Here is a 20,012-nt window from a genome sequence, read left to right on the forward strand (position 1 = left end):
ACGCTCGACAGGCCACCGGCCTGCCTTCGCGCCGGCGCCTTGCGAGGCACGCACCCGGACGCCGCGCTACCACGCGCTTTAGCCGCGACAGCCTACTAGGACAACCTGCGGCAACCGCGTCATAACCCACGAGCTCGTGACTCTCGTCGGCGTGCGAGGTACGGAGGAGTTCTCGGGATTCGCCGACCAGACCCGTCGTCGGATCCGGGCTGTGGTGCGTGTCGTCACGGCCGAGTGGAGCGTCGCGGCAGCTGCCGCGGCGCTGGACGCGGACCCGGCCACGGTGGAGCGGTGGACGGCGGCGCTGCTGCGCTGCTGCCGCGCCAGCGTGATGGCGGAAATGAATTCCGCGCAACCGCGTCATAGTCCGTCCGCGACGGACTCACACGTGCAGAACGCGTGCCGAGCCTCGGCCGCGGGGAACAGTCTCGGGCCGAGAACCAAGTATGGGAGACGTAAGCAATGGGGCAGCAGGCCACGAAACTGGCACTGGTGGCAGCACTGAGCACGGTGCTCGCCACCGCACTGACCGGATGGGCGGCACCGACCGCCTCGGCGGTATCGGACGATTGGCAACCCGACGGGTCCTCGCAGGAGCGCGCGGCGGCCTCCTGCTGGGAGATCAAACAGGAGTTGCCGGACGCCGCCGACGGCACCTACTGGCTGGTCACGCCGACCCTGGTCGCGCCCCAGCAGTTCTACTGCGACATGACCACGGACGGTGGCGGCTGGGTACTGGTCGGCCGCGGCCGCGACGGCTGGCTCGAGGGCGGTGACGGCCAGGGCACCACCGCTCAGGTCCGCCAGAACATCTGGAGCCAGGCGGGCTTCAAGCCCCGCCAGCTCTCGGACGAGGTGATCGACGGCCTGCTCGACGGCGGCGCGCCCAAGGACCTCGCCGACGGCGTCCGGGTCGTCCGTGCCGCCGACGTGACCGGCAGCACCACGACCGTGGTCAGCTACGCACTCAAGCAGATGACCAAATGGTCTTGGGCCTGGGGCGCCGGACAGCCGGCCAATGTCGTCCTGACCGGACCGACCGGTGAGACCCGCACGGTCAACAACACCACGACCCGCGACGTCAGCTCCAGTGGCGGCCTGTGGCGGGCCTGGACCTTCGGCGCGGACGCCAACGACTGGGTGAAGGGCTTCAACTACGATCAGTCCGTCGCCGGCACGACGGCGGCCAGCAGCTTCCTCTACTCCACCACCGGCACCTACGCCACGCCGATGGCACAGGTCTGGATCCGGCCGAAGCTGACCACCGACGAGGTGAGCTACCCCAGCATCTCCGACGACGGCGCCGAGGAGCTGACCCAGCTGCCGCTCGCCGAGTCCGGCGCGCTCGCGGGCACCTGGGGCGTCACCGGGCGTGCCAACGGCAGCAGCACCGAGCTCAACACCGAGGCACATGCGTTCGCCCAGATCGGCAACGTGATGTACGTCGGCGGCAACTTCGCCAACGTCGAGGAGCACTCCGATCGCTCGGCCAGCGGGACCGCGACCCAGACCATCGCGCAGAGCTACCTGGCCGCGTTCGACGCGACCACCGGTGACTGGATCTCCGGATTCCGCCCGGTGCTGGACAACCAGGTCAATGCGCTGGCCGCGCTGCCGAACGGTGACCTGGTCGTCGGTGGCGAGTTCACCACCGTCAACGGGCTCTCGCAGCCTGGCCTGGTCGCGCTCGACCCCGACACCGGTGCCACCGACACCAGCTGGAACATCAAGGTCGAGAACCGGATCTCCAGTGAGACGCTGAACGTGCAAACGCTCGACGTACAGGACGGCTGGCTCTATCTGGGCGGCAACTTCACCCACTTCACCGGTGGCTCCTACGCCTACACCGTCTACGCCCGCAAGGCGGCTCGGCTCAAGGCCGCCGACGCCACCCCGGACAAGAACTGGAACCCCAGCTTCGACGGCAAGGTCCACTCCCTCGACGTGAGCGATGACGGCAGCAAGGTCTACATGGCCGGCTACTTCACCACCTCGGGCAGCACCACGGCCATGCGGGAGGCGATCATCTCGACCGAGTCCGGAGCGGCCGTCATCCCGTTCACGCCGGTCTTCTCCCAGTCGACCTCGAAGTACCAGCAGGCGGTGCGCGAGGTCGGCGACCTGGTGTGGTTCGGCGGCTCGGAGCACTCCATGTTCGGCTACGACGCCGCCACCATGACGCCGACCAGCCTCAACATCACCAAGGCCGGCGGGGACATCCAGGCCATCACCGACAACGACGACCGTGTGGTCTACGGCGGCTGCCACTGCGACGACTGGAACTTCTCCGGTCAGCAGGCCTACAGCGTCTCGCCCGGTGCCACCAGCCCGACCTGGTCCTCGGCCGACCGGATCGGCTTCGTCGGTGCCTGGGACGCCGAGACCGGCGAGTACCTTCCGGCGTTCGCGCCGACCTCCAAGGCCCGCAACGGGTACGGCGCCTGGGCACTTCACGTCGCCGACGACGGCACCCTGTGGGCGGGCGGCAGCTACACCAGCATCGTGGCCCGCGACGGCAAGAACCAGTGGGCCGGTGGCTTCGTCCGGTTCGCGGCCAGGCCGCACACCGCACCGGCGGCACCGAGCAGCCCGGCGGTGAGCCTGGCCTCCGGCGTCGCGACGGTGTCGTGGACGGGCTCCTCCGATGCTGCCGACTACGAGGTCATCCGCAACGGACGGGTGGTCGCCACCACCACCGAGACCACCGTCACCGTCGCCGACTCCGCCGAGACGGACCGGTTCTTCGTCCGGGCCACCGACGGCTACGGCAACCGGTCGGCCACCACCGCGCTGGCGCCGGTGGAGGTGGAGCCCGAGGAGGTCACCCTGGTCGCGGCGGGCAGCACCTGGTCCTACCGCAACGACACGACCGCTCCGGACTCGACCTGGGCAGCGCTCGGCTTCGACGACAGCGGCTGGCCCACCGGCGCGGCGCCGCTGGGCTGGGGCGACTCCTCGATCGTCACCAACGTGGACGTGGCCAGCGGCTCGACAAGGCCGCTCACGACGTACTACCGGCACGCCTTCACGGTGACCGATCCCACCGAGTTGGAAGACGTCACGCTGACCACCCGGGCCGACGACGGCGTGGCCGTCTACCTCAACGGTGTCGAGGTCGGTCGCAAGAACCTGGCGAGCGGCACGTTGACCTCGACGACCTACGCAACCGCCGCTCCGAAGACCTCGGTAGCGGTGCAGAATCCGCTCACCATCGACATTGACACGTCTTTGCTACAACCTGGCAACAACGTGTTGTCCGTCGAGGTGCACTCCAACTATCGTTCCACTCCGACAACCAGCATGGATCTGCTTCTCGAGGCCGTGCGGGACTGACACCCCCGCATCGTCTCACCTCCTAAACGCATGGGGCATTGACGGAGGGAAGCGCCAGGACACGCACATGGTCGTTGGCAGCGTCGCGTCCGGGGGGACGTGCGGCGGTCAGCGACGGGTCCATGCGCCGGTTGTCGTAGGGGACACAGTGAGACATGAGGGCAGGTATGCCCGTGCCGACCGGCGCGCGCTCGACGCGCGCCGGTCGGGCACGCGGGCGAAGCGCGTCGCGACGACGGCGCAGTTGACGGTGCTGACCGTGGCGGTGCTCGCCGTCACGACGGTGATGGCACCCGGGGCGCTGGCCGATCCTGGCCACCCGGGCACGCCACACCAGCCGACCGCGCTGTTCGCCGAGGACTTCGAGAACGGGCCGGCGGCGTCGAGCCAGCTGCTCTCCGACTACACCGGCGCCGACCAGATGACCTACTCCGCCGACCCGGCCTGGCTATCGCCGTCGCACTGCAACGGCATCGTCGTCGACTGGGACGCCACGCCGCAGCAGGGCTACTGCGACCCGGCCAGCAGCCAGGCCCAGACCTATGGCGCGCTGCAGCGGCTCAGCTACGCCCTCGGCGTCGTCGGCGAGGCCGCCGACCCGACCCGCAACGCCGCGGTGGCCGCCTACACCCAGGTCGGCGACCCCGGCGCCGACGAGATCGAGTTCGCCACCGCCTCGCCGATCAGTCTGGGCAACGAGGGCCGCTTCGTCACCTTCGGGGTCGACGCCGCCGCAACCAACTGCTTCGCCAGCGCGCCGCTGCTGCGGTTCTACCTGCGCGACGAGCAGGACAACCGGACCGCGGTCACCCAGCAGCCGATCAACCCCTGCGCCGACGGCGAGCAGGTGACGGTGCCGGCCCGGGCCGGCCACGACGCCGCCGTGTACGCCGGCCGGTTCGTCTCCGACGACAGCTACCTGCTGCGTGGCGGCAGCTTCGACATCGAGATGCGCAACGAGCAGGGCAGCGGCGTCGGCAACGACGGCGCGTTCGACAACGTCCGCGTCCTCGACGTGACCCCGCAGCTCGACGTGGCGCTCGAGCCCGCCTCGCCGAGCGTCGAGGAGACCGCCACCCTCACCTTCACGGTGACCAACACCGACGAGCTCGGCGCCAAGCGGGGCTGGGTCTTCACCGACACCCTCCCCGCCGGCCTGGTGGTCGCCGCCGGTGCGGTCGGCGGCAGCTGTGATGCCACCACCACGGCCGCGGAGGGCGGCTCGACGATCGCGGTCGCCGACGGCAGCATCGAGGCCGGCACCGAGTCCTGCACCATCACGGTGCCGGTCGCCTCCGCCGACCAGGCCGAGGCGACGTACCGTGTCTGCGGCACCGACCTCGGCGGGGTGGTGGGCCTCGACCTGCCCGGCTGCGCCGAGGTCGGCTTTCACCGCGGCGCCGCCGTGACGGCCTGGACCAGCGTCAGCGGCGGGGACGCGACCCTCGGTGCCGGCGACGTGCTCACCTACGTCGTCCACGTCGCGAACACCGGCGGGTCCGCCGGTGCCGTGGACTACTACGACGACCTGACGCACCTGCTCGACGACGCCGAGCTGATCGGCTCGCCGAACGCCACCGGGCTGCAGGCCGCCCTGGCTGGCCGGTTCGTCCACGTCACCGGTGAGCTGGCCGCCGGCGCGACCGCCGAGGTGACCTACCAGGTCCGGGTCAAGCCCGACGAGCAGGCCGGCGACGACCTGATCGCCGACTTCCTCGCCCCGGCCGGTGCCGGTGGCGGCCCGGCGGCCACTCCGCCGGAGCCGACCTGCTCCGAGACCGGCTCCCAGCCCGGTTGCACGCTGCGCGCCGTGGGGCGGCTCTCGGTCGCCAAGACCACCGCCGCCTCGGAGACGCCGATGCGCGACGGCACCGTGGTCACCTACACCCTCATCCTCGCCAACGCCGGCCGCGGCCCCGCCACGGTGGCGCTGACCGACGACATGTCGGGGATCCTCGACGACGCCGACCTCACTCAGCAGCCGGTCGTCTCCGGGCCGGGCATCACCGTCACCGACGCCGGGGGCCGCTGGTCGATCACCGGCACGCTCGCCGCCGGCGAGACCACCACGGTGGCCTACCAGGTCACCCTCAAGCCTGCCGACCAGCGTGGCGACAGCACCCTGCAAGACGGGCTGAGCGGCACCGGCGTGGGTGGCGATGCCGGCGCGACGGCCGCCTGCGCCGACTGCGGCACGACCGGGCTGCCGCAGGTCCGGGTCGGGGTCACCGCCAAGCCTGGCCCGGGCGTCCAGGTCCGCGCCGGCGAGGTCGTCCGCTACCGGGTGAGGCTGGTCAACACCGGTCAGGCGGTCGGCGCGGTGAACCTGGTCGACGACCTGTCCGACGTCCTCGACGACGCCACTTTGCTCGGTGTCCCGGCGTTGACCGGCGGCGCCGACCTCAAGGTCGAGTCGGGCGCCAGCGGGGTGCTGTCGATCCGCGGCACCCTGGCGCCCGGCCAGCGCGCCACGGTGACGTACGCCGTCAAGGTCGGTTCCCGGCAGCTCGGCAACGGCGAGCTCCTCAACCAGGTCAGCAACCGCGACGGCGGCTGCTCAGCGCTCGCCGGCGGCTCGTGCACGGCCGGCCACTCGACCTCGGGTACCAGTGCCGGCAGGTCGATCGAGACCGCCGGCTCCTCGAGCTCGGCCGCCGAGGGTCAGCTCCAGGCGCAGGCCGACACCGTCGTCTTCGGCGGCCAAGACCAGGCCTCCGCCGCCACCGGGACGTCGGGCGGCAGCACCGGGGATGGCGCGGCGCCGCAGGTCGAGCAGGCGCCGGAGCAGTTCGAGCACGGCGACTCGTGCGGGGTCGGCTGCCAGGCCGAGCCCGCCGCGGAGGCCGTCACGACCCGTGCTGTCTCCGCGGGGAGCGATCGGGGCGGCCTCCTCGACGCCAGTCCGGCGTTGCGCTGGTCGCTGAGCGCCGGCCTGGCGGGGCTGTTCCTGCTGGCGGCGCTGCTCCGCCGGCGTCGCCAGCAGCGCTGAGAACACCTGCTGAGAGAAGGTTTTCGGAAGTGGCGTCATGTCGGGTGGCCAGGCTGCTCTCACCGTCGTGACAGCCTCGACCTCAGCACCGCGCCACCTCCTCACTGAAGCGGGACCTACGCAGGCCCCCCGCTTCGGCGAGGCCTACCGGACCCTTGCCCGTCGGCAGAAGCCGGGACTGGGGGTGCCGTTCTACACCCGCGTCGTCAACCGCCGGCTGGGCCGGGTCTTCGCCGCCGCGGCGGCGACGCGCCGGCTCAGCCCCAACGCCGTCTCGGTCGGCAGCGCAGTGCTGTGGGCGGCAGCGCTGGTGGTGCTCTGCCTGGTGCCCACGACGCTCTGGTCGGCGGTCGCGGTGGTCGCCCTGCTGGTGCTGTCGTTCGGGCTCGACGCCGCCGACGGCCAGCTCGCCCGGCTGACCGGGCGTAGCGGCCGCGCCGGGGAGTGGCTCGACCACGTGCTCGACGCCGGCCGGCACGTCGCCGTCCACCTCGCGGTCGCGGTGGCGCTGTACCGGTTCACCGACCTCTCCGCCGCCACGCTGCTGATCCCGTTGGGCTTCGCCACGGTCTCCTCGACCAGGTTCGTCGCCCAGGTGCTCGCCGAGCAGCTGCGGCCCGCCTCCGCCACGCCGTCCGCCAGCCCTGCCGCGAGCTTGGCGAGCAGCCCGGCGGGCAGCCGCGGTGGCGCGCTGCTCCAGCTCCCCGCCGACACCGGCGTGCTCAACGCCAGCCTGCTGCTGCTCCCTGCGCCGACCGTCTTCGTGGTCGTCTACGGCCTGCTGGCGCTGGCCAACGCCGGCCTGCTGGTGGCAACGATGGCGCGCCGGTTCACCGAGCTGAGCCGGCTCGACCGAGCGGCGGTGCGCTCATGACCACGCTGACCACGGGGACCGCCGGCGCCGTCGAGACCACGACCGCCTGGCCGACGGTGAGCGTGGTGATCGCCACCGTCGACCGGCCGGTGCTGCTGCGCCGCGCCGTACTCGCCGCGCTGGAGCAGCGTTACGACGGCGAGGTCGAGGTGATCGTCGTCCACGACCGCACCGAGCCGCGCCAGATCGACCTGCCCGGGCTCGCCCCCGGCCGCTCGGTCCGGATCGTGAGCAACCGCCGCACCCCCGGCCTGGCCGGCGCCCGCAACACCGGCATCCTCGCCGGCCACGGCGAGCTGGTCGCGTTCTGCGACGACGACGACGCCTGGGCCGAGACCAAGCTGTGCGAGCAGGTGGAGCTGTGGCGCGAGCACCCCGAGGCAGCGGCCATCGCCACCGGCATCGAGATCCGCACCGAGGACGGCAGCCACGAGCACCTGCCGCCCTCACGCACCCGCTTCGCCGACCTGCTCCGCTCTCGGGTGCTGGGGCTGCACCCCTCCGCCTTCCTGATCCGCCGTGCCGACCTGCTCGGCGAGGTGGGCCTCGTCGACGAGGTGCTGCCGCGCTCCTTCGGCGAGGACTACGACATGCTGCTGCGGCTGGCCCGGCGCGGCGACATCCTGGCGGTCCGCAAGCCGCTGCTGATGGTCGACTGGGCCCGGACGTCGTACTTCGACGGCCAGTGGGACGCCATCAGCGACGGCCTCACCTACCTCCTGGAGAAGTTCCCGGAGTTCGGGGAGGACCGGCGCGGCTGGGCGCGGGTGGCGGGGCAGATCGCGTTCGCCCACGCTGCCCGGTCACGCCGTGGGGCGGCCCTCCGCTGGGCGCTGGCGACGCTGCGTCGCGACCCCCGGCAGCTGCGCGGCTACGGCGCGCTCGCGGTCGCCACCGGCCTGGTCAGCGCCGACAAGCTGGTGGAGAGAGTGCAGCGCCATGGCCGCGGTCTGTGAGCCGGCCACCGGGGCGGCGCCCGCCAGGGTGCTGCCCTGGTGGCCGTTGGGCGCGATGCTCGTCGGCTTCCCGCTGTGGTGGCTGCTGGGCGTGACGATGTTCGTCCCCGCCGCGCTGGCGGTGACGATGGTGGCGCTGATGGTGCGCGCCCGCCGGTGGCGGATCGCCCCCGGAGTGGTGCCGCTGCTGCTCTTCGTGGCATGGACGGTGCCGTGCGCGCTGATGATCGACACCGCCGGCCGGATGATCGGCTGGGGCCTGCGGGTCAGCACCCTGGCCACGATCGCGATCGTCGTGGTCTACGTGCTCAACGCCCCCGAGCGGATCACCCGCGACCGGCTGATCGGTGGCCTTACCGTGGTCTGGGCCACCGTTGTGGCCGGCGGCTGGGCGGCGGTGCTGGCGCCCGACCTGACCTTCACCACGGTGGTCGGCCACCTGGTGCCCCGCGACCTGCTCGGCAACGAGCTGGTCCACGACATGCTCGTGCCGACCATGGCCGAGATCCAGACCCCCTGGGGCGCGCCCGAGCCGTTCAACCGCCCGGCGGCGCCGTTCCCCTACGCCAACGGCTGGGGTGCCGCCATCGTGCTGCTGACCCCGGTCGCGGTGACCGCGCTGATGACCGCGCACCGGCGTCGTACCCGCTGGCTGGTCGGCCTCCTGCTGGCCGCCTCGGTGGTGCCGGCGGTGGCCTCCTCCAACCGAGGGATGTTCCTCGGCCTCGGCGCCGCCGCGATGTACGTCGTGTTCCGGCTCGCCCTCAGCGGGCGGGTGCGGGTGCTGGTCGTCGCGCTGGTGGGGCTGGCGGCACTGGTCGTCGCGCTGATTCAGCTGGGCGCCCTCGGCGCGATCTCCAACCGGCAGGAGTACAGCAGCTCCACCGAGGGCCGCGCCTCGCTCTACGCCGAGACCTGGCAGCGCACCCTCGACTCCCCGATCTTCGGCTGGGGCGCGCCACGCCCCTCCCTGCATCACGAGATCTCGGTCGGCACCCAGGGCTATGTGTGGAGCGTGATGTTCTCCTACGGCCTGGTCGGGCTGGCGCTGTTCGCGATCTTCCTCGCCGGCCTGGTGCTGCGGACCTGGCGGGTCGCCGACGACGTCTCCCTGGTGCTGCACGCCTCGCTGGTCGGGGCGATGGTGATCGTGCCCTTCTACGGACTGGACGTGATGCAATGGCTGACCATCGGCACGCTGGGCGCGCTGCTGTTGCGCTCACGCGCCGCCCGGCTGGCTCAGGCCAGCGGGGTCCCGGCCCGGTCCCGCCGCGCTCTGGTGGTGGCAGCGTGAGAAGCGAGCTTGCGAGCGGCGCGAGCGTGAGCGAGCTTGCCAACGAGCCGAGGACGCCACGCCCGGCCCGGAGCGCAGCGCTCGGCGGCGGCCTGCGCCGGCGGGTGGCCGGTGCCGCCGCGGTCAGTCTGGGCGGCGGCGCCGTGGGCGCGGTCGCCAACCTGCTGCTGGCGCTGATCGTCGGTCGCGCCCTGGGTGCCGCCGGTGCCGGACCGTTCTTCCAGATCCTCGCCTTCGTGGCGATCGCCTCGAACGTGCTCGAACTCGGCGCCGACACCGGGCTGGTCCGGCAGGTCTCGGCCGCGCTCGCGCTGGAGCGCGGCGACAAGGTCCGGGGCCTGGTCGCGACCGCAGTGATGCCGGTCGTAGCGGTGACCATACTGGTATGCGGACTGGGCTGGCTGCTCACGCCCTGGGTGAGCCGGCTGTTCGGTGGCTCCGGGCCCGGCTGGGTGCTGACGCTGCTGGCCGCCTCCGGCCTGGCCGCGCTGCTCGCCGTGGTGCTCGGCGCGGTCCGGGCGCTCTTCTCCGCGGTGCCGTTCACCCTGGTCCAGAACATCGGCTTGCCGGTGGGGCGGCTGGCGCTGGTCGGTCTCGTCGTGGTGGCTGGCGCGACCTCCTGGCGTCCGGTGACGCTGGCCTGGCTGGTGCCGCTGCCGCTCGCCCTGCTGGCGGCCGTGCTGCTGCTGTGGCGAGGGGAGCGGCGCCACCGCGGCAGCCGTCCCGCCCTCGACGCGACTCCCGCCGAGCGCCGGGAGTTCTGGGCCTTCAGCGGCCCACGTGGCCTCAGCGCGGCCGCCGAGATCTGCCTGGAATGGGCCGACGTGCTCATCGTGGCCGCACTGTGCACCCCTGCCGAGGCGGGTATCTACGCCGTGGTGACGCGGTGCGCCCGCTCCGGTGAGCTGGTGCAGCAGGCCGCCCGGGTCGCCATCGGCCCGATCGTGAGTGCGGCGCTGGCGAGAGGCGAGCACGGCAAGGTCCGCCAAGCCCACCGTGACGTCTCGATCGCGATGGCCGCGCTGTCATGGCCCTGCTTCGCGATCGCCGGCTACTTCGCCCCGGAGCTGCTCGGCCTGTTCGGCGCGGACTTCCGTGAGGGAGCCACCGCGCTGCGGGTCCTCTGCGTGGCGATGGCGCTCTCCTACGCCGCCGGCAGCGTGCAGAGCATCCTGCTGATGGGCGGCCGGAGCACTGTCCAACTCGGCAACAAGGTCGGCTGCCTGGTCGTCAACGTGGGCCTCAACCTCGCTCTGGTGCCGACCTACGGCATCCTCGGCGCGGCCGTGGCCTGGGGCCTCGTACTGGTCCTCGACGCGGCGCTGGCCTGGCTGCAGATCCTGATCGCGATGCGGCTGCGGCTGCCGGTCGGGCCGGGCCTCTGCGCCGGCGCGCTGCTGGCGGCGGTGGCCGTCGCGGCGAGCGCCGGATCGACCGCTCTGCTCTCCGGCCGGACCAGCGACCCGGTGCTCGCGCCGGTGCTCGCCCTGCTCGTCGTCGGGGCGGCGGTGGCTATCGCCGCGGTGGTCGTATGGCGGCGGCCGGCGCGACGGGGTAGCCGATTGGCCGTGGCTCCGGGTAGCGGGGTTAAGATCCAGCGCACTTGAGAACTCCCCGCCGAATCCGAGGACGATCGCGAACAAGCGCGCTCGCCAGGTGCTTTCGGGCCGATCGGATAGTCCGCACCCGGACACAGGGCAGGGGGAGCATGGGGAGACCACGTGACAGGATCTGGCGGCGGGGTGACCAGCGACCCGGATCTGATCGCGCGCACCCGCGCGGGTGACACCGAGGCATACTCCACGCTCTTCGAGCGTCACCGCGAGGCAGCGGCGCGGCTGGCCCGCCAATTGGCGCGGGGAGAGAGCGACGCCGACGACCTGGTGGCGGAGGCGTTTACGAGAGTTTTGAGTCAGCTGAGGGAGGGGAAGGGACCCGATGTCGCGTTCCGGGCCTACCTGCTCACCACCCTGCGGCACGTGCACTTCCGGCGCCACAACGCCGAGAAGCGTGTCGCGCCGACGGACGACCTCCAAGTCCTGGACCAGCCCGTGACCCATGATGATCCGGTGATCTCGAGCTTCGACAACGCCGCGGCGGGTCGTGCGTTCGGATCGCTCCCGGAGCGGTGGCAGATGATCCTGTGGCACCTGGAGGTCGAGGGCCAGCGTCCTGCCGAGGTCGCGGAGCTGCTCGGGATGAAGCCAAATGCGGTCTCCGCGCTCGCCTACCGCGCCCGGGAGGCGCTGCGCCAGGCCTACCTCCTCCAGCACATCGCCGACGCCGAGAACAAGACCTGTGTCACGGTGCTCGACCTGCTGCCGGCCTATGTGCGCGGCAAGCTGGGCCGGCGCGAGAAGGAGAAGGTGCGCCGGCACCTGCCGGACTGCGCCTCCTGCTCCACCGCGCTGGCCGAGCTGACCGACATGAACTCGCACCTCTCGGCGTTCCTGGCGCCGGTGATCCTCGGCGCCGCCGCGACGCCCTACCTGCAGGGCGTCGGCGCCCCGGCCTTCACCCTGTTCGCCCACCCGTGGGAGAAGCTGCAGCACTGGATCCACTTCGCCTCGCCGGCCACCGCCGTGGTGCACCGGGTGGTGGTGGCCGGCGTCGGCGTCGCCGTCGCCGGTGCTGCCTCCACCGGCATGTGGGCCGCCTGGCCGAGCCCGGCCGACTCACCTGCCGGTCGCGGCAGCGCACCGACCAGCTCGGTGAGTCCGTCGGGCCCCGGCTCGCCGTTGCCGTCCTCCGCGGGCGCCGTCACCATGGCGCCGCCGGAGTCCACCGCTCCGAGCACCGGCCAGAGCTCCGCTCCGGCCACCGAGGAGCCGACCTCCAGCGCGCCGGCCAGCTCGACCACCTCCACGGCACCGACCGACGGCGCCACGTCCACCGAGGCTGCGACGGTGGCACCGCTGCGGGTCAGCTTCAGCAGCGTCCCCGCCGGACTGTCGGTCAGCCTGCAGGCCAGCGCGACCGGCGGCAAGGGTGCTCGGAAGTACACCTGGGACCTCGGCGACGGCACCACTGCCCGAGGTCGGTCGGTCTCCCACACCTACGCCGCCTCGGGCAGCTACACCGTGCAGCTGACCGTCACCGATCGCACTCGCTCGGTGAGCACCGCGCGCGCCGTCGCGGTCTACTCGACCAACCAGCCGCCGCAGGCCGCGTTCTCGGCCGACGTCGTCGGCACGACGGTGAGCTTCGATGCCACCGCTTCCAGCGACTCGGACGGCTCGATCGTGTCCTACTCCTGGGACTTCGGCGACGACGCCACCGGCAGCGGCCTCACCGTCAGCCACACCTACGCGGCATCGGGGGAGTACGTCGTCCGGCTGACCGTCACCGACGACCGCGGCACCCGTGCCTCCCGAGTCGTCACCGTCACCATCTCCTGACCGCTCTCGCCGGAAATGGAGACAGTCCGGGACGTTGTGGTCGTTCCGGGGGCAGGTGAACGACCATTCCGTCCCGGACTATCCGTTCGGGGGAGGGGGTGGATCAGTGGTAGGCCGCGGCGGTCCGTCGGTGCAGCGGCCGGATCAGCGAGCCGAGCCGGGGCAGGCTGACGAATCCGGGGCGCTGGGTGGTCAGGTCGCGCAGCAGCGACTCCACATTGGCGACCGTCTCGTCGATCGGGCCGACCTGGGTCCGCGACACCACGGTCGAGGGGTCGGCCAGCGCCGCGTCGAGGCAGCCGCGCAGGGCCTCCGGCGACTCGGCGAGCAGCGCCCGGCCGTCGGCCGCCATCCGGCGACAGAAGGCGACCTGGTGGTCGTCGACCACCTCGTCGTACCGGGCCAGCCGAGGCACCACGATCGGGAGCTTGCCGACGACGGCGGCGTCGAGCACCGTGCCCGGGCCGCCCTGGCCGACCACCGCCCAGGAGGTCCGCATCATGTCGAGCAGTTCCTCCCGCGACACGATGCCGACCGGGATCGACCCCGCGGGGGGCGTGGAGTAGCCCTCCTGGGCCAGGCAGGTGACCTCGGGATGGTCCGCCAGCCAGTCCTCGAGCCAGCTGCCGAGCCGCCCGAACCGGTGGTGGTCGGTGCCATAGGTCACGAACAGGGTGAACGGCTCGCTCACATCGCCCTCCCCACCAGGACGCCGTCCGGGTAGCTCGCCTGCTGCTCGGGCCACTGCAGCGCGAACGCGTCGGCCAGCGGGTAGCACAGCTTGCCGGTCAGCGTGGGCAGCTCGATGCGGTCGAAGACCTCCAGGTAGACGGTGCGGATGCGCAGCAACCGGGCGACCACGAAGAACGGGAAGGCGACCCCGGCGCCGCTGGACACGATCACGTCCGGGCGGTCGCGCAGCAGCACCCGCCAGGCCAGGCCGAGGTTGCGGATCGCGTTGGGGAGGTTGCGGGTGGTCGGGTGGTAGGCCCAGGTCACCCGCTCGTCGGCCAGCGCGCCACGGGCGTCGGGCTTGTCGAAGGTGATCCAGTGCCGGTCGTGGTCCTGCCAGGCGGGGCGCAGCGCGACGAGCTGGGCCAGGTGTCCTCCGGTGGAGGCGATCAGGAGGACTTTCATCTCATGCTCCGTTCAGGTTCAGGGTCGCCCGCGCCGCGGCGGCGATGCGGCCGGTGGCGCGGGACGGGGCGGTCGGGGCGGTGTCGGCCTCGACGGCCGGCTCCTTCGCCGCCTCCTTCGCTGCCTCCTTGGCAGGGGCCTCGGTCAGCACCAGCGGGCTGCGCCGGTGCAGGAGCAGCGCGCCGTCGAGGCCGTGCCCGGTCGCGTGGAGCAGGCTCAAGAACCGGTTGACCGCGCCCAGCCGGGCGCCGGCGGGCAGCGCCAGCACGACCACATCGGCACGGCTGGCCACGGCGACGGCGAGCGGGTTGTCGATCCGCTCGCTGAGTTCGACGACGGTGACATTGGCCTGGCCGCGGTCGCGCGGCCAGCCGCGGTCGATACGACGGGCACTGACGCCGGCGGCGTTGAGCAGCCGGGTACGGCCCTCGCGGTTGCGCAGCAACTTGGACAGGCCCGCCGCGACACCGGTCGGGCCGGGGCTGACGACCGCGACGACCAGCGGGTCGGGACGCTCGTGCAGGTCCAGGCGCAGCGCCAGCGTCCTGATCGCGTCCTCGGCGTCGGTGCGCCGGCCGGCGGTGACCACCGGGGCGTCGAGGCGCTGGGAGAGCAGCCGGGCGTCGCGGGCCCGGCGAGAGAGGCGGTCGCGCAGCAGCGCGGCACCGACCGCCGCGACAACGCCGAGGAAGAGGCCGCCGACGGCGTAGATGGCCAGCGAGGGCCCGGCCGCGGCGGTGGGCGGCGAGGCCTGGCTGACGATCCGGCCGTCGCTGGCGTCCCCGGTCAGGTCGAGATCGGCGAGCCTCGCCTCCAGGGTGGCCAGTTGCTGGCCGTACGCCGAGGCGAGCGCGCTCTGGTTGGCCGTCATCTGGGAGAGCTGGTTGCGCAGCGCCTCGGCCCGCTCCTTGATCGGCGCCGCGCTCGCCTCGGCCTGAGCCTTGGCGCGCTCGCCGCGCTGGTCGAGATAGGCCTGGCCGACCGCGTTGGCCCCGGCGGCGGCCGCGTCGGCGGTGTCGGCCGCATAGGTGATGCGCAACACCCGGGAGCTGTCCGGGTTGCTCACCGTCAACCCGTCCCGGAGCGTGCTCGCGTCGAAGCCGGACAGTTCGGCGGCCCGCTCGACGACGGAGGTGCTGGTGACGGTCTGCGCCTCGGTGGCCATCTCGGAGGCACTGGTGGAGGCGGTGGCGCCGGCGGCGGTGTCGATCACGACCGACGTGCTCGCGGTGTAGTTCTTGGGTGCCGCCGAGGCCAGGCCGATGCCGACCATCAGGCCGAGCAGCATGACGACGAGCGCGGTTGGCCATCGCCTCCGGACCGCTCTCAGCATGTCGTCGAGCTGCAGCGACGCTGCGGTGTCCTCCGGGGTCTGCACCTGAGTCTCCTTCTGATCGATGAGCCGGGCCGACTGGCGCCCTGGCAGGTGGGAGAGCCGCCAGTTCCCGGGTCATGACGCGACTTCGCGAGAACTCTTCGAGAAAATTGCGACGACGCGCCGCTGTTAGCCGTTCGGCCCGTTGACGTCGTACGCTCCGTCGGGTCCAAGTCACCGAGAGTCGGGTTTTTGAGGTCGATGTTGTCGCGAAGCCGCACCGTAGGAGCTGTCTTGCTGGCCGCGGTGACTGCCGTCACGCTGTCGAGCGCCCAGGTCGTCGGCTCCGCCGCGACCGGGGATCGGGTGCTGCTCGACAGCGCCTTCAGCGCCGGCCGCGCCGACTGGTCGGCCGGCAGCCACACGCTGCTGCGGATGACCGACCACGGCAAGGACGGCGCGCTCGCGCTGCGCCGCTCGGCCGGCACCGGCCGGGTGCGACTGGTCAGCGAGCCGGTCCTGCCGACGCCCGGCGAGCTGGTGACGGTGACCGCCCGGGCGGCCACCAGCGGCGAGGAGCTGCCGTTGCGGCTGCAGGTGCTCGCCGACACGGGCGCCGCGCCGATCGTGCTCGCCCGGCAGCGGACCACCGCGGCCGAGGACGGCTGGACGCGGGTCACGGTCTCCTACCAGGTCCCCGCCACCGTCGGCGTGGCGCCGCCGTTGCGGGTCCGGGTGGCCGGCCGTGACGCCGGGCGGAAGGGCTACCTGATGCTCGACTGGGTCAAGGCCACCGCTCGGGTCACGCCCACCGTCACCGTCGGCGACGGTCCGGCCGCCGACGTCGCCGGGGCCGCCTGCGACAAGCTCGACTACGCCGATCCCGAGCAGGGCGCGCTCGACTGGTCCGACGAGTTCGCCGGCAATGCGGTCGACCCGATCCGCTGGCGGGTTCGCGACCAGGAGTCGTTGTCCTACGACCAGGCCCGGATCCTCGCCAGCAATGTCTCGGTTCGCGACGGCCTGCTGGCGATCAGCGGGCGCCGCCAGGACGTCGCCGGGCGGTCCTACACCAGCGGCTATCTCGACACCATCGGTCGCTACTCCCGTCAGTGGGGCCGTTGGGAGATGCGCGCCAAGCTGCCGACCGTCGTCGGCTCCTCCCGCGGGATCTGGCCGGCGTTCTGGCTGCGCGGCGACCAGGCCAGCGGCGAGATCGACATCATGGAGGCCTGGGGCGAGCCCACCACGCGCTCGGACTACCGCTCCGGCTCCTACCAGTGGACCGTTCACCAGGACACCAGCTCCGGTGCGGGGATGCAGCGCCGCTCCGGCTGGGGCACCAGTGCCGGCACCGCCCCGGTGGCAGGCGACTTCCACGTCTACGCGGTCGACTGGTCGCCGTCCTGTCTGGTCTACAGCTTCGACGGCAAGGTGGTCGGCACGGTCGAGACCGCCGACACGCCCTGGCTCACCACCGCGCTCGCCGGCCCGTTCAACATCCGCCTCAACCTGCAGATCGGGCAGTCCTACTGGGGTTACGCCGACCCTGCCCGCCCTGACCTGACCAGCCTGCCGGCCAGCCTGCTGGTCGACTACGTCCGGGTCTACCGGCCCCTTTGGACGCTCTGAGCTTGCGAGTAAACCTCCGGTGGGGGACCGAGCGCGGCAACGCCTTGTTGAAAAGGTCGATATCTTATTCGGACGCGCGCCCAGAACGGGGCGCTGACTCATGCTCGATGGCTTGTATACGAAAACGAAACGCCGATCGAAGGCTTCGTTGAGCCGCCTAACAAGCTTCGCGGCCCAGATGTCGATCTCTTCGTTCGCACTGTCAATTGCGTCTGCTGCTGCCGCCCATTCGGCGATCTCGTCGGCGAGCTCTCGCGGGGCACCGAAGGCTACGAACTCGGAGCGATCGCTGAAGAGCAGGCCGATCTCGTCAGTCCAGAGTGGTGCGTCAACGCCTTCTTCGGACATGAGCCTGATCAAGGTTCCCTCGTCGAGATTCAGTCGCGGCTCGGTCACGGGCTCTGGACGTGCTGAATCAGAATTCAGTGCTACCCACATCGGGTCGTTCGACAAGACCTTCACTACCTTAGACGCGGGGCCCATTAGACGCGGGGCCCAGCATTCACAAGGATACCTCGCACCGACCTGTCGACGCCCAAGAAGTATCCTTTCCCCTACAAGACGTGCACTGAGGTTTTCTCACCAGGCGATGAGACGCCTGGTGAGAAAACCTCAATAGTCATGGTGGGTGACGAGCTGTGGTCGTGTGGCGGGGTTGCCATGTTCGGTACGACGGCCCCGGTCATGGACGCCAGGGTCAAGTGCGGTCGGCCGACTACCAGACCAATCGGGTGAAGGGTAGGAACGGCCCGCCGTTCGCGGTTGGGCGGCGGCGGTCGTGACCCGTGCGCAATCAACGACCACTACGCTCCGACCATGAGCGAGTTCTGGGCGGACGTGGACAAGCACCTCATCAGGTACGGCGGCCCGTGGACGCCGGAGATCATCGCCGGCGCCGAGGGGTCCTATGTGATCACCGAGGACGGCCGGCGGATCCTCGACTTCACCTCGGGGCAGATGTCCTCGATCCTCGGCCACGCCCATCCTGACATCGTGGCGACCGTGCGGGAGCAGGTCGGCCGGCTCGACCACCTCTTCTCCGGGATGCTCAGCCGGCCGGTCGTGGACCTGGCCCGCAGGCTTGCCGAGTCGTTGCCCGATCCGCTGGAGAAGGCGCTGCTGCTCACCACCGGCGCGGAGTCCAACGAGGCGGCGCTGCGCCTCGCCAAGCTGGTCACCGGCAAGCACGAGGTGGTCAGCTTCGCGAAGAGCTGGCACGGCATGACCGGCGGTGCGGCCTCGGCCACCTACAGCTCGGGACGGAAGGGCTACGGCCCGGCCCAGCCCGGCAATATCGCGATCCCGACGCCCAATGCCTACCGCCCCGACTTCACCCATCCCGACGGCAGCCACGACTGGCAGCGGCAGCTCGACCTCGCCTTCGACCTGGTCGATGCCCAGTCGACCGGCAACCTCGCGGCCGTCCTCATCGAGCCGATCCTCAGCAGCGGCGGCATCATCGAGCTGCCGCCGGGCTACCTGAGGGCGCTCCAGGCCAAGGCCCACGAGCGCGGCATGTTGCTCATCCTCGACGAGGCGCAGACGGGGCTGTGCCGGACCGGCCAGTGGTACGCCTTCCAGCGCGACGGCGTCGTACCCGACATCCTCACCCTCTCCAAGACCCTCGGCGCCGGGCTGCCGCTCGCTGCGGTCATCACCAGCAAGGAGATCGAGGAGACCGCCCACGAGCGCGGCTACCTCTTCTTCACCACCCACGTCTCCGACCCGCTCGTCGCGGCGGTCGGCAACACCGTCCTCGACGTCGCCGAGCGGGACCGGCTCGAGGAGCGGGCCCAGCACCTGGGTGGCGTTCTCCGCAAGGGCCTGCTCGGGCTGCAGGAGAGGTACGACGTCGTGGGCGACGTCCGGGGCCGCGGTCTGCTGCAGGGCCTGGAGCTGGTCACCGACCGGGAGACCAAGGCGGTCGACGAGTCGATGAACGCAGCCATCACCCGGCGCTGCCTCGAGCTCGGCCTCCACATGAACGTGGTGCAGACCCCGGGCATGGGTGGCACCTTCCGCATCGCGCCGCCGCTGACGGCCACCGAGGCCGAGATCGAGCAGGGCGTGGAGATCCTGGACCGCGCGATCGCGGAGACCGTCTGAGGCCTTCAGCACTAGAGCTTCCGCCGGTAGGTCTCGCCTGCTGCGCGCCGCGCTGCACGCACGCTGGCTTCGTTGCGGCCGCTCGACAGGCCTCCAGCCTGCCTTCGCGGCCGCGCCTCGCCATCGCACGCACATCGCGACGCTCGCGACGGCGACACCTACCGGCGGAACCTCTTAACGCGACCGGAACTCAGGTTTCACGACAGTGAAACTGTCGAAATGTCAGTATTACTGACATGAGTGCAGGCGACCGGCGCACGCTGCGCGAGCGACAGACGGACCAGGTCAAGGAGATGATCATGGCCGCGCTCGCGGAGGCGCTGGAGGACGGCACCGCCTACCAGGACGTCGCGATCGCCGAGATCGCGCGCCGGGCCGGCATCGCCGAGCGCACGGTCTACCGCCACTTCCCGGCCAAGAGCGACCTGCTCGCGGCGTTCAGCGAGTGGGCTCGCGCCAACTACCTCAACCTGGTGCCGCTACCGTCCCTGGACGACGTCGAGGCAGTGGCCAAGGTGGTGTTCGCCGCCTATGAGAGCCGACCGGCATTGACCCGGGCGCTCGCGGTCAGCGAGGTCGGCCGCAACGTCCACCACGGCCTGTTCCTCGAGGTCGTCGCCCAACGACGAGCGTTGCTGGACGCCGAGTTCGCCGAGGCCTCCGACGAACGCCGGCTGGTCGAGGCCATCCTCGGCTACCTCGACCAAGGCCTGGCCTGGTTCGTGCTGACCTCCGAGTTCGGGCTCAGCGGCGAGGAGGCCGGCAACGCCGTCGGCTGGGCGATGCGCCAGATCATCGAGGCAGTACGGCGCGGCGAGGCGCCGCGGCCTGCCGACGCCGGAGCCGACGCCGGAGTCGACGTCGGGGCCGCAGTCTCAGACGAGGACCTGGACGGCATCGCCGCCGTCTAGGTCACCCGGCCCGCGCGCCGTCATCGCGCGGAGAACCACCCATCTCGCGCCACCGCCGTCGTTGGCC

General features: G+C 71.6%; 13 protein-coding genes. 10 read left to right on the forward strand and 3 right to left on the reverse strand.

The features are described from left to right. Positions 1-492: 492 nt before the first annotated feature. The 7 genes from QM595_RS14775 (at position 493) to QM595_RS14805 (ending at position 12,844) form a co-directional block, all read left to right on the forward strand. The gene (locus QM595_RS14775) at positions 493-3,333 is read left to right on the forward strand and encodes a fibrinogen-like YCDxxxxGGGW domain-containing protein (RefSeq protein ID WP_415172333.1); all 2,841 of its coding nucleotides are present in this window, start codon (positions 493-495) and stop codon (positions 3,331-3,333) included. Positions 3,334-3,481: 148 nt separating this feature from the next. Next, positions 3,482-6,322, forward strand: a complete 2,841-nt coding sequence (locus QM595_RS14780) for a hypothetical protein (RefSeq protein WP_415172334.1) — start codon at positions 3,482-3,484, stop codon at positions 6,320-6,322. A 184-nt stretch (positions 6,323-6,506) separates the two neighbouring features. Further along, complete coding sequence (locus tag QM595_RS14785; RefSeq protein WP_415172335.1) at positions 6,507-7,196, forward strand: CDP-alcohol phosphatidyltransferase family protein; 690 nt, start codon at positions 6,507-6,509, stop codon at positions 7,194-7,196. Further along, positions 7,193-8,152, forward strand: a complete 960-nt coding sequence (locus tag QM595_RS14790) for a glycosyltransferase family 2 protein (RefSeq protein WP_415172336.1) — start codon at positions 7,193-7,195, stop codon at positions 8,150-8,152. Before QM595_RS14785 ends, QM595_RS14790 begins: the two co-directional genes overlap by 4 nt. Continuing rightward, on the forward strand, positions 8,136-9,446 hold the full coding sequence (locus QM595_RS14795; RefSeq protein WP_415172337.1) for an O-antigen ligase family protein: 1,311 nt from the start codon (positions 8,136-8,138) through the stop codon (positions 9,444-9,446). The genes QM595_RS14790 and QM595_RS14795 overlap by 17 nt, the downstream gene beginning before the upstream one ends. 26 nt (positions 9,447-9,472) lie before the next feature. After that, a complete protein-coding gene (locus QM595_RS14800) occupies positions 9,473-11,053 on the forward strand; it encodes a lipopolysaccharide biosynthesis protein (RefSeq protein WP_415172338.1) in 1,581 nt (526 codons plus the stop codon). Positions 11,054-11,188: 135 nt separating this feature from the next. Beyond that, a complete protein-coding gene (locus tag QM595_RS14805; RefSeq protein WP_415172339.1) occupies positions 11,189-12,844 on the forward strand; it encodes a sigma-70 family RNA polymerase sigma factor in 1,656 nt (551 codons plus the stop codon). A 103-nt stretch (positions 12,845-12,947) separates the two neighbouring features. On the opposite strand, the gene QM595_RS14810 is transcribed toward QM595_RS14805, so the two are convergent. From QM595_RS14810 to QM595_RS14820, 3 genes are read right to left on the reverse strand one after another with little or no spacing between them, the layout of a single operon-like run. Then, positions 12,948-13,535, reverse strand: a complete 588-nt coding sequence (locus QM595_RS14810; RefSeq protein WP_415172340.1) for a glycosyltransferase — start codon at positions 13,533-13,535, stop codon at positions 12,948-12,950. Beyond that, positions 13,532-13,981, reverse strand: a complete 450-nt coding sequence (gene pssD, locus QM595_RS14815) for a PssD/Cps14F family polysaccharide biosynthesis glycosyltransferase (protein ID WP_415172341.1) — start codon at positions 13,979-13,981, stop codon at positions 13,532-13,534. The genes QM595_RS14810 and pssD overlap by 4 nt, the downstream gene beginning before the upstream one ends. Before the next feature lies 1 nt (position 13,982). Next, positions 13,983-15,359: a Wzz/FepE/Etk N-terminal domain-containing protein gene (locus QM595_RS14820; protein ID WP_415172342.1), complete on the reverse strand. Its 1,377-nt coding sequence runs from the start codon at positions 15,357-15,359 to the stop codon at positions 13,983-13,985. 231 nt (positions 15,360-15,590) lie between these two features. Between QM595_RS14820 and QM595_RS14825 the strand changes: the two genes are divergently transcribed. The 3 genes from QM595_RS14825 to QM595_RS14835 all read left to right on the forward strand — a co-directional run bounded on the left by QM595_RS14825 (position 15,591) and on the right by QM595_RS14835 (position 19,945). Next, on the forward strand, positions 15,591-16,928 hold the full coding sequence (locus QM595_RS14825) for a family 16 glycosylhydrolase (protein WP_415172343.1): 1,338 nt from the start codon (positions 15,591-15,593) through the stop codon (positions 16,926-16,928). 816 nt (positions 16,929-17,744) lie between these two features. After that, positions 17,745-19,034 carry an aspartate aminotransferase family protein gene (locus QM595_RS14830; RefSeq protein ID WP_415172344.1) on the forward strand — a complete coding sequence of 430 codons (1,290 nt, stop codon included), beginning with the start codon at positions 17,745-17,747 and terminating at the stop codon, positions 19,032-19,034. Positions 19,035-19,270: 236 nt separating this feature from the next. Further along, on the forward strand, positions 19,271-19,945 hold the full coding sequence (locus tag QM595_RS14835; protein WP_415172345.1) for a TetR/AcrR family transcriptional regulator: 675 nt from the start codon (positions 19,271-19,273) through the stop codon (positions 19,943-19,945). The last annotated feature ends 67 nt before the right edge of the window (positions 19,946-20,012 follow it).

Origin of the sequence: Nocardioides sp., assembly GCF_047607185.1 — a bacterium.
Lineage (GTDB): Bacteria > Actinomycetota > Actinomycetes > Propionibacteriales > Nocardioidaceae > Nocardioides.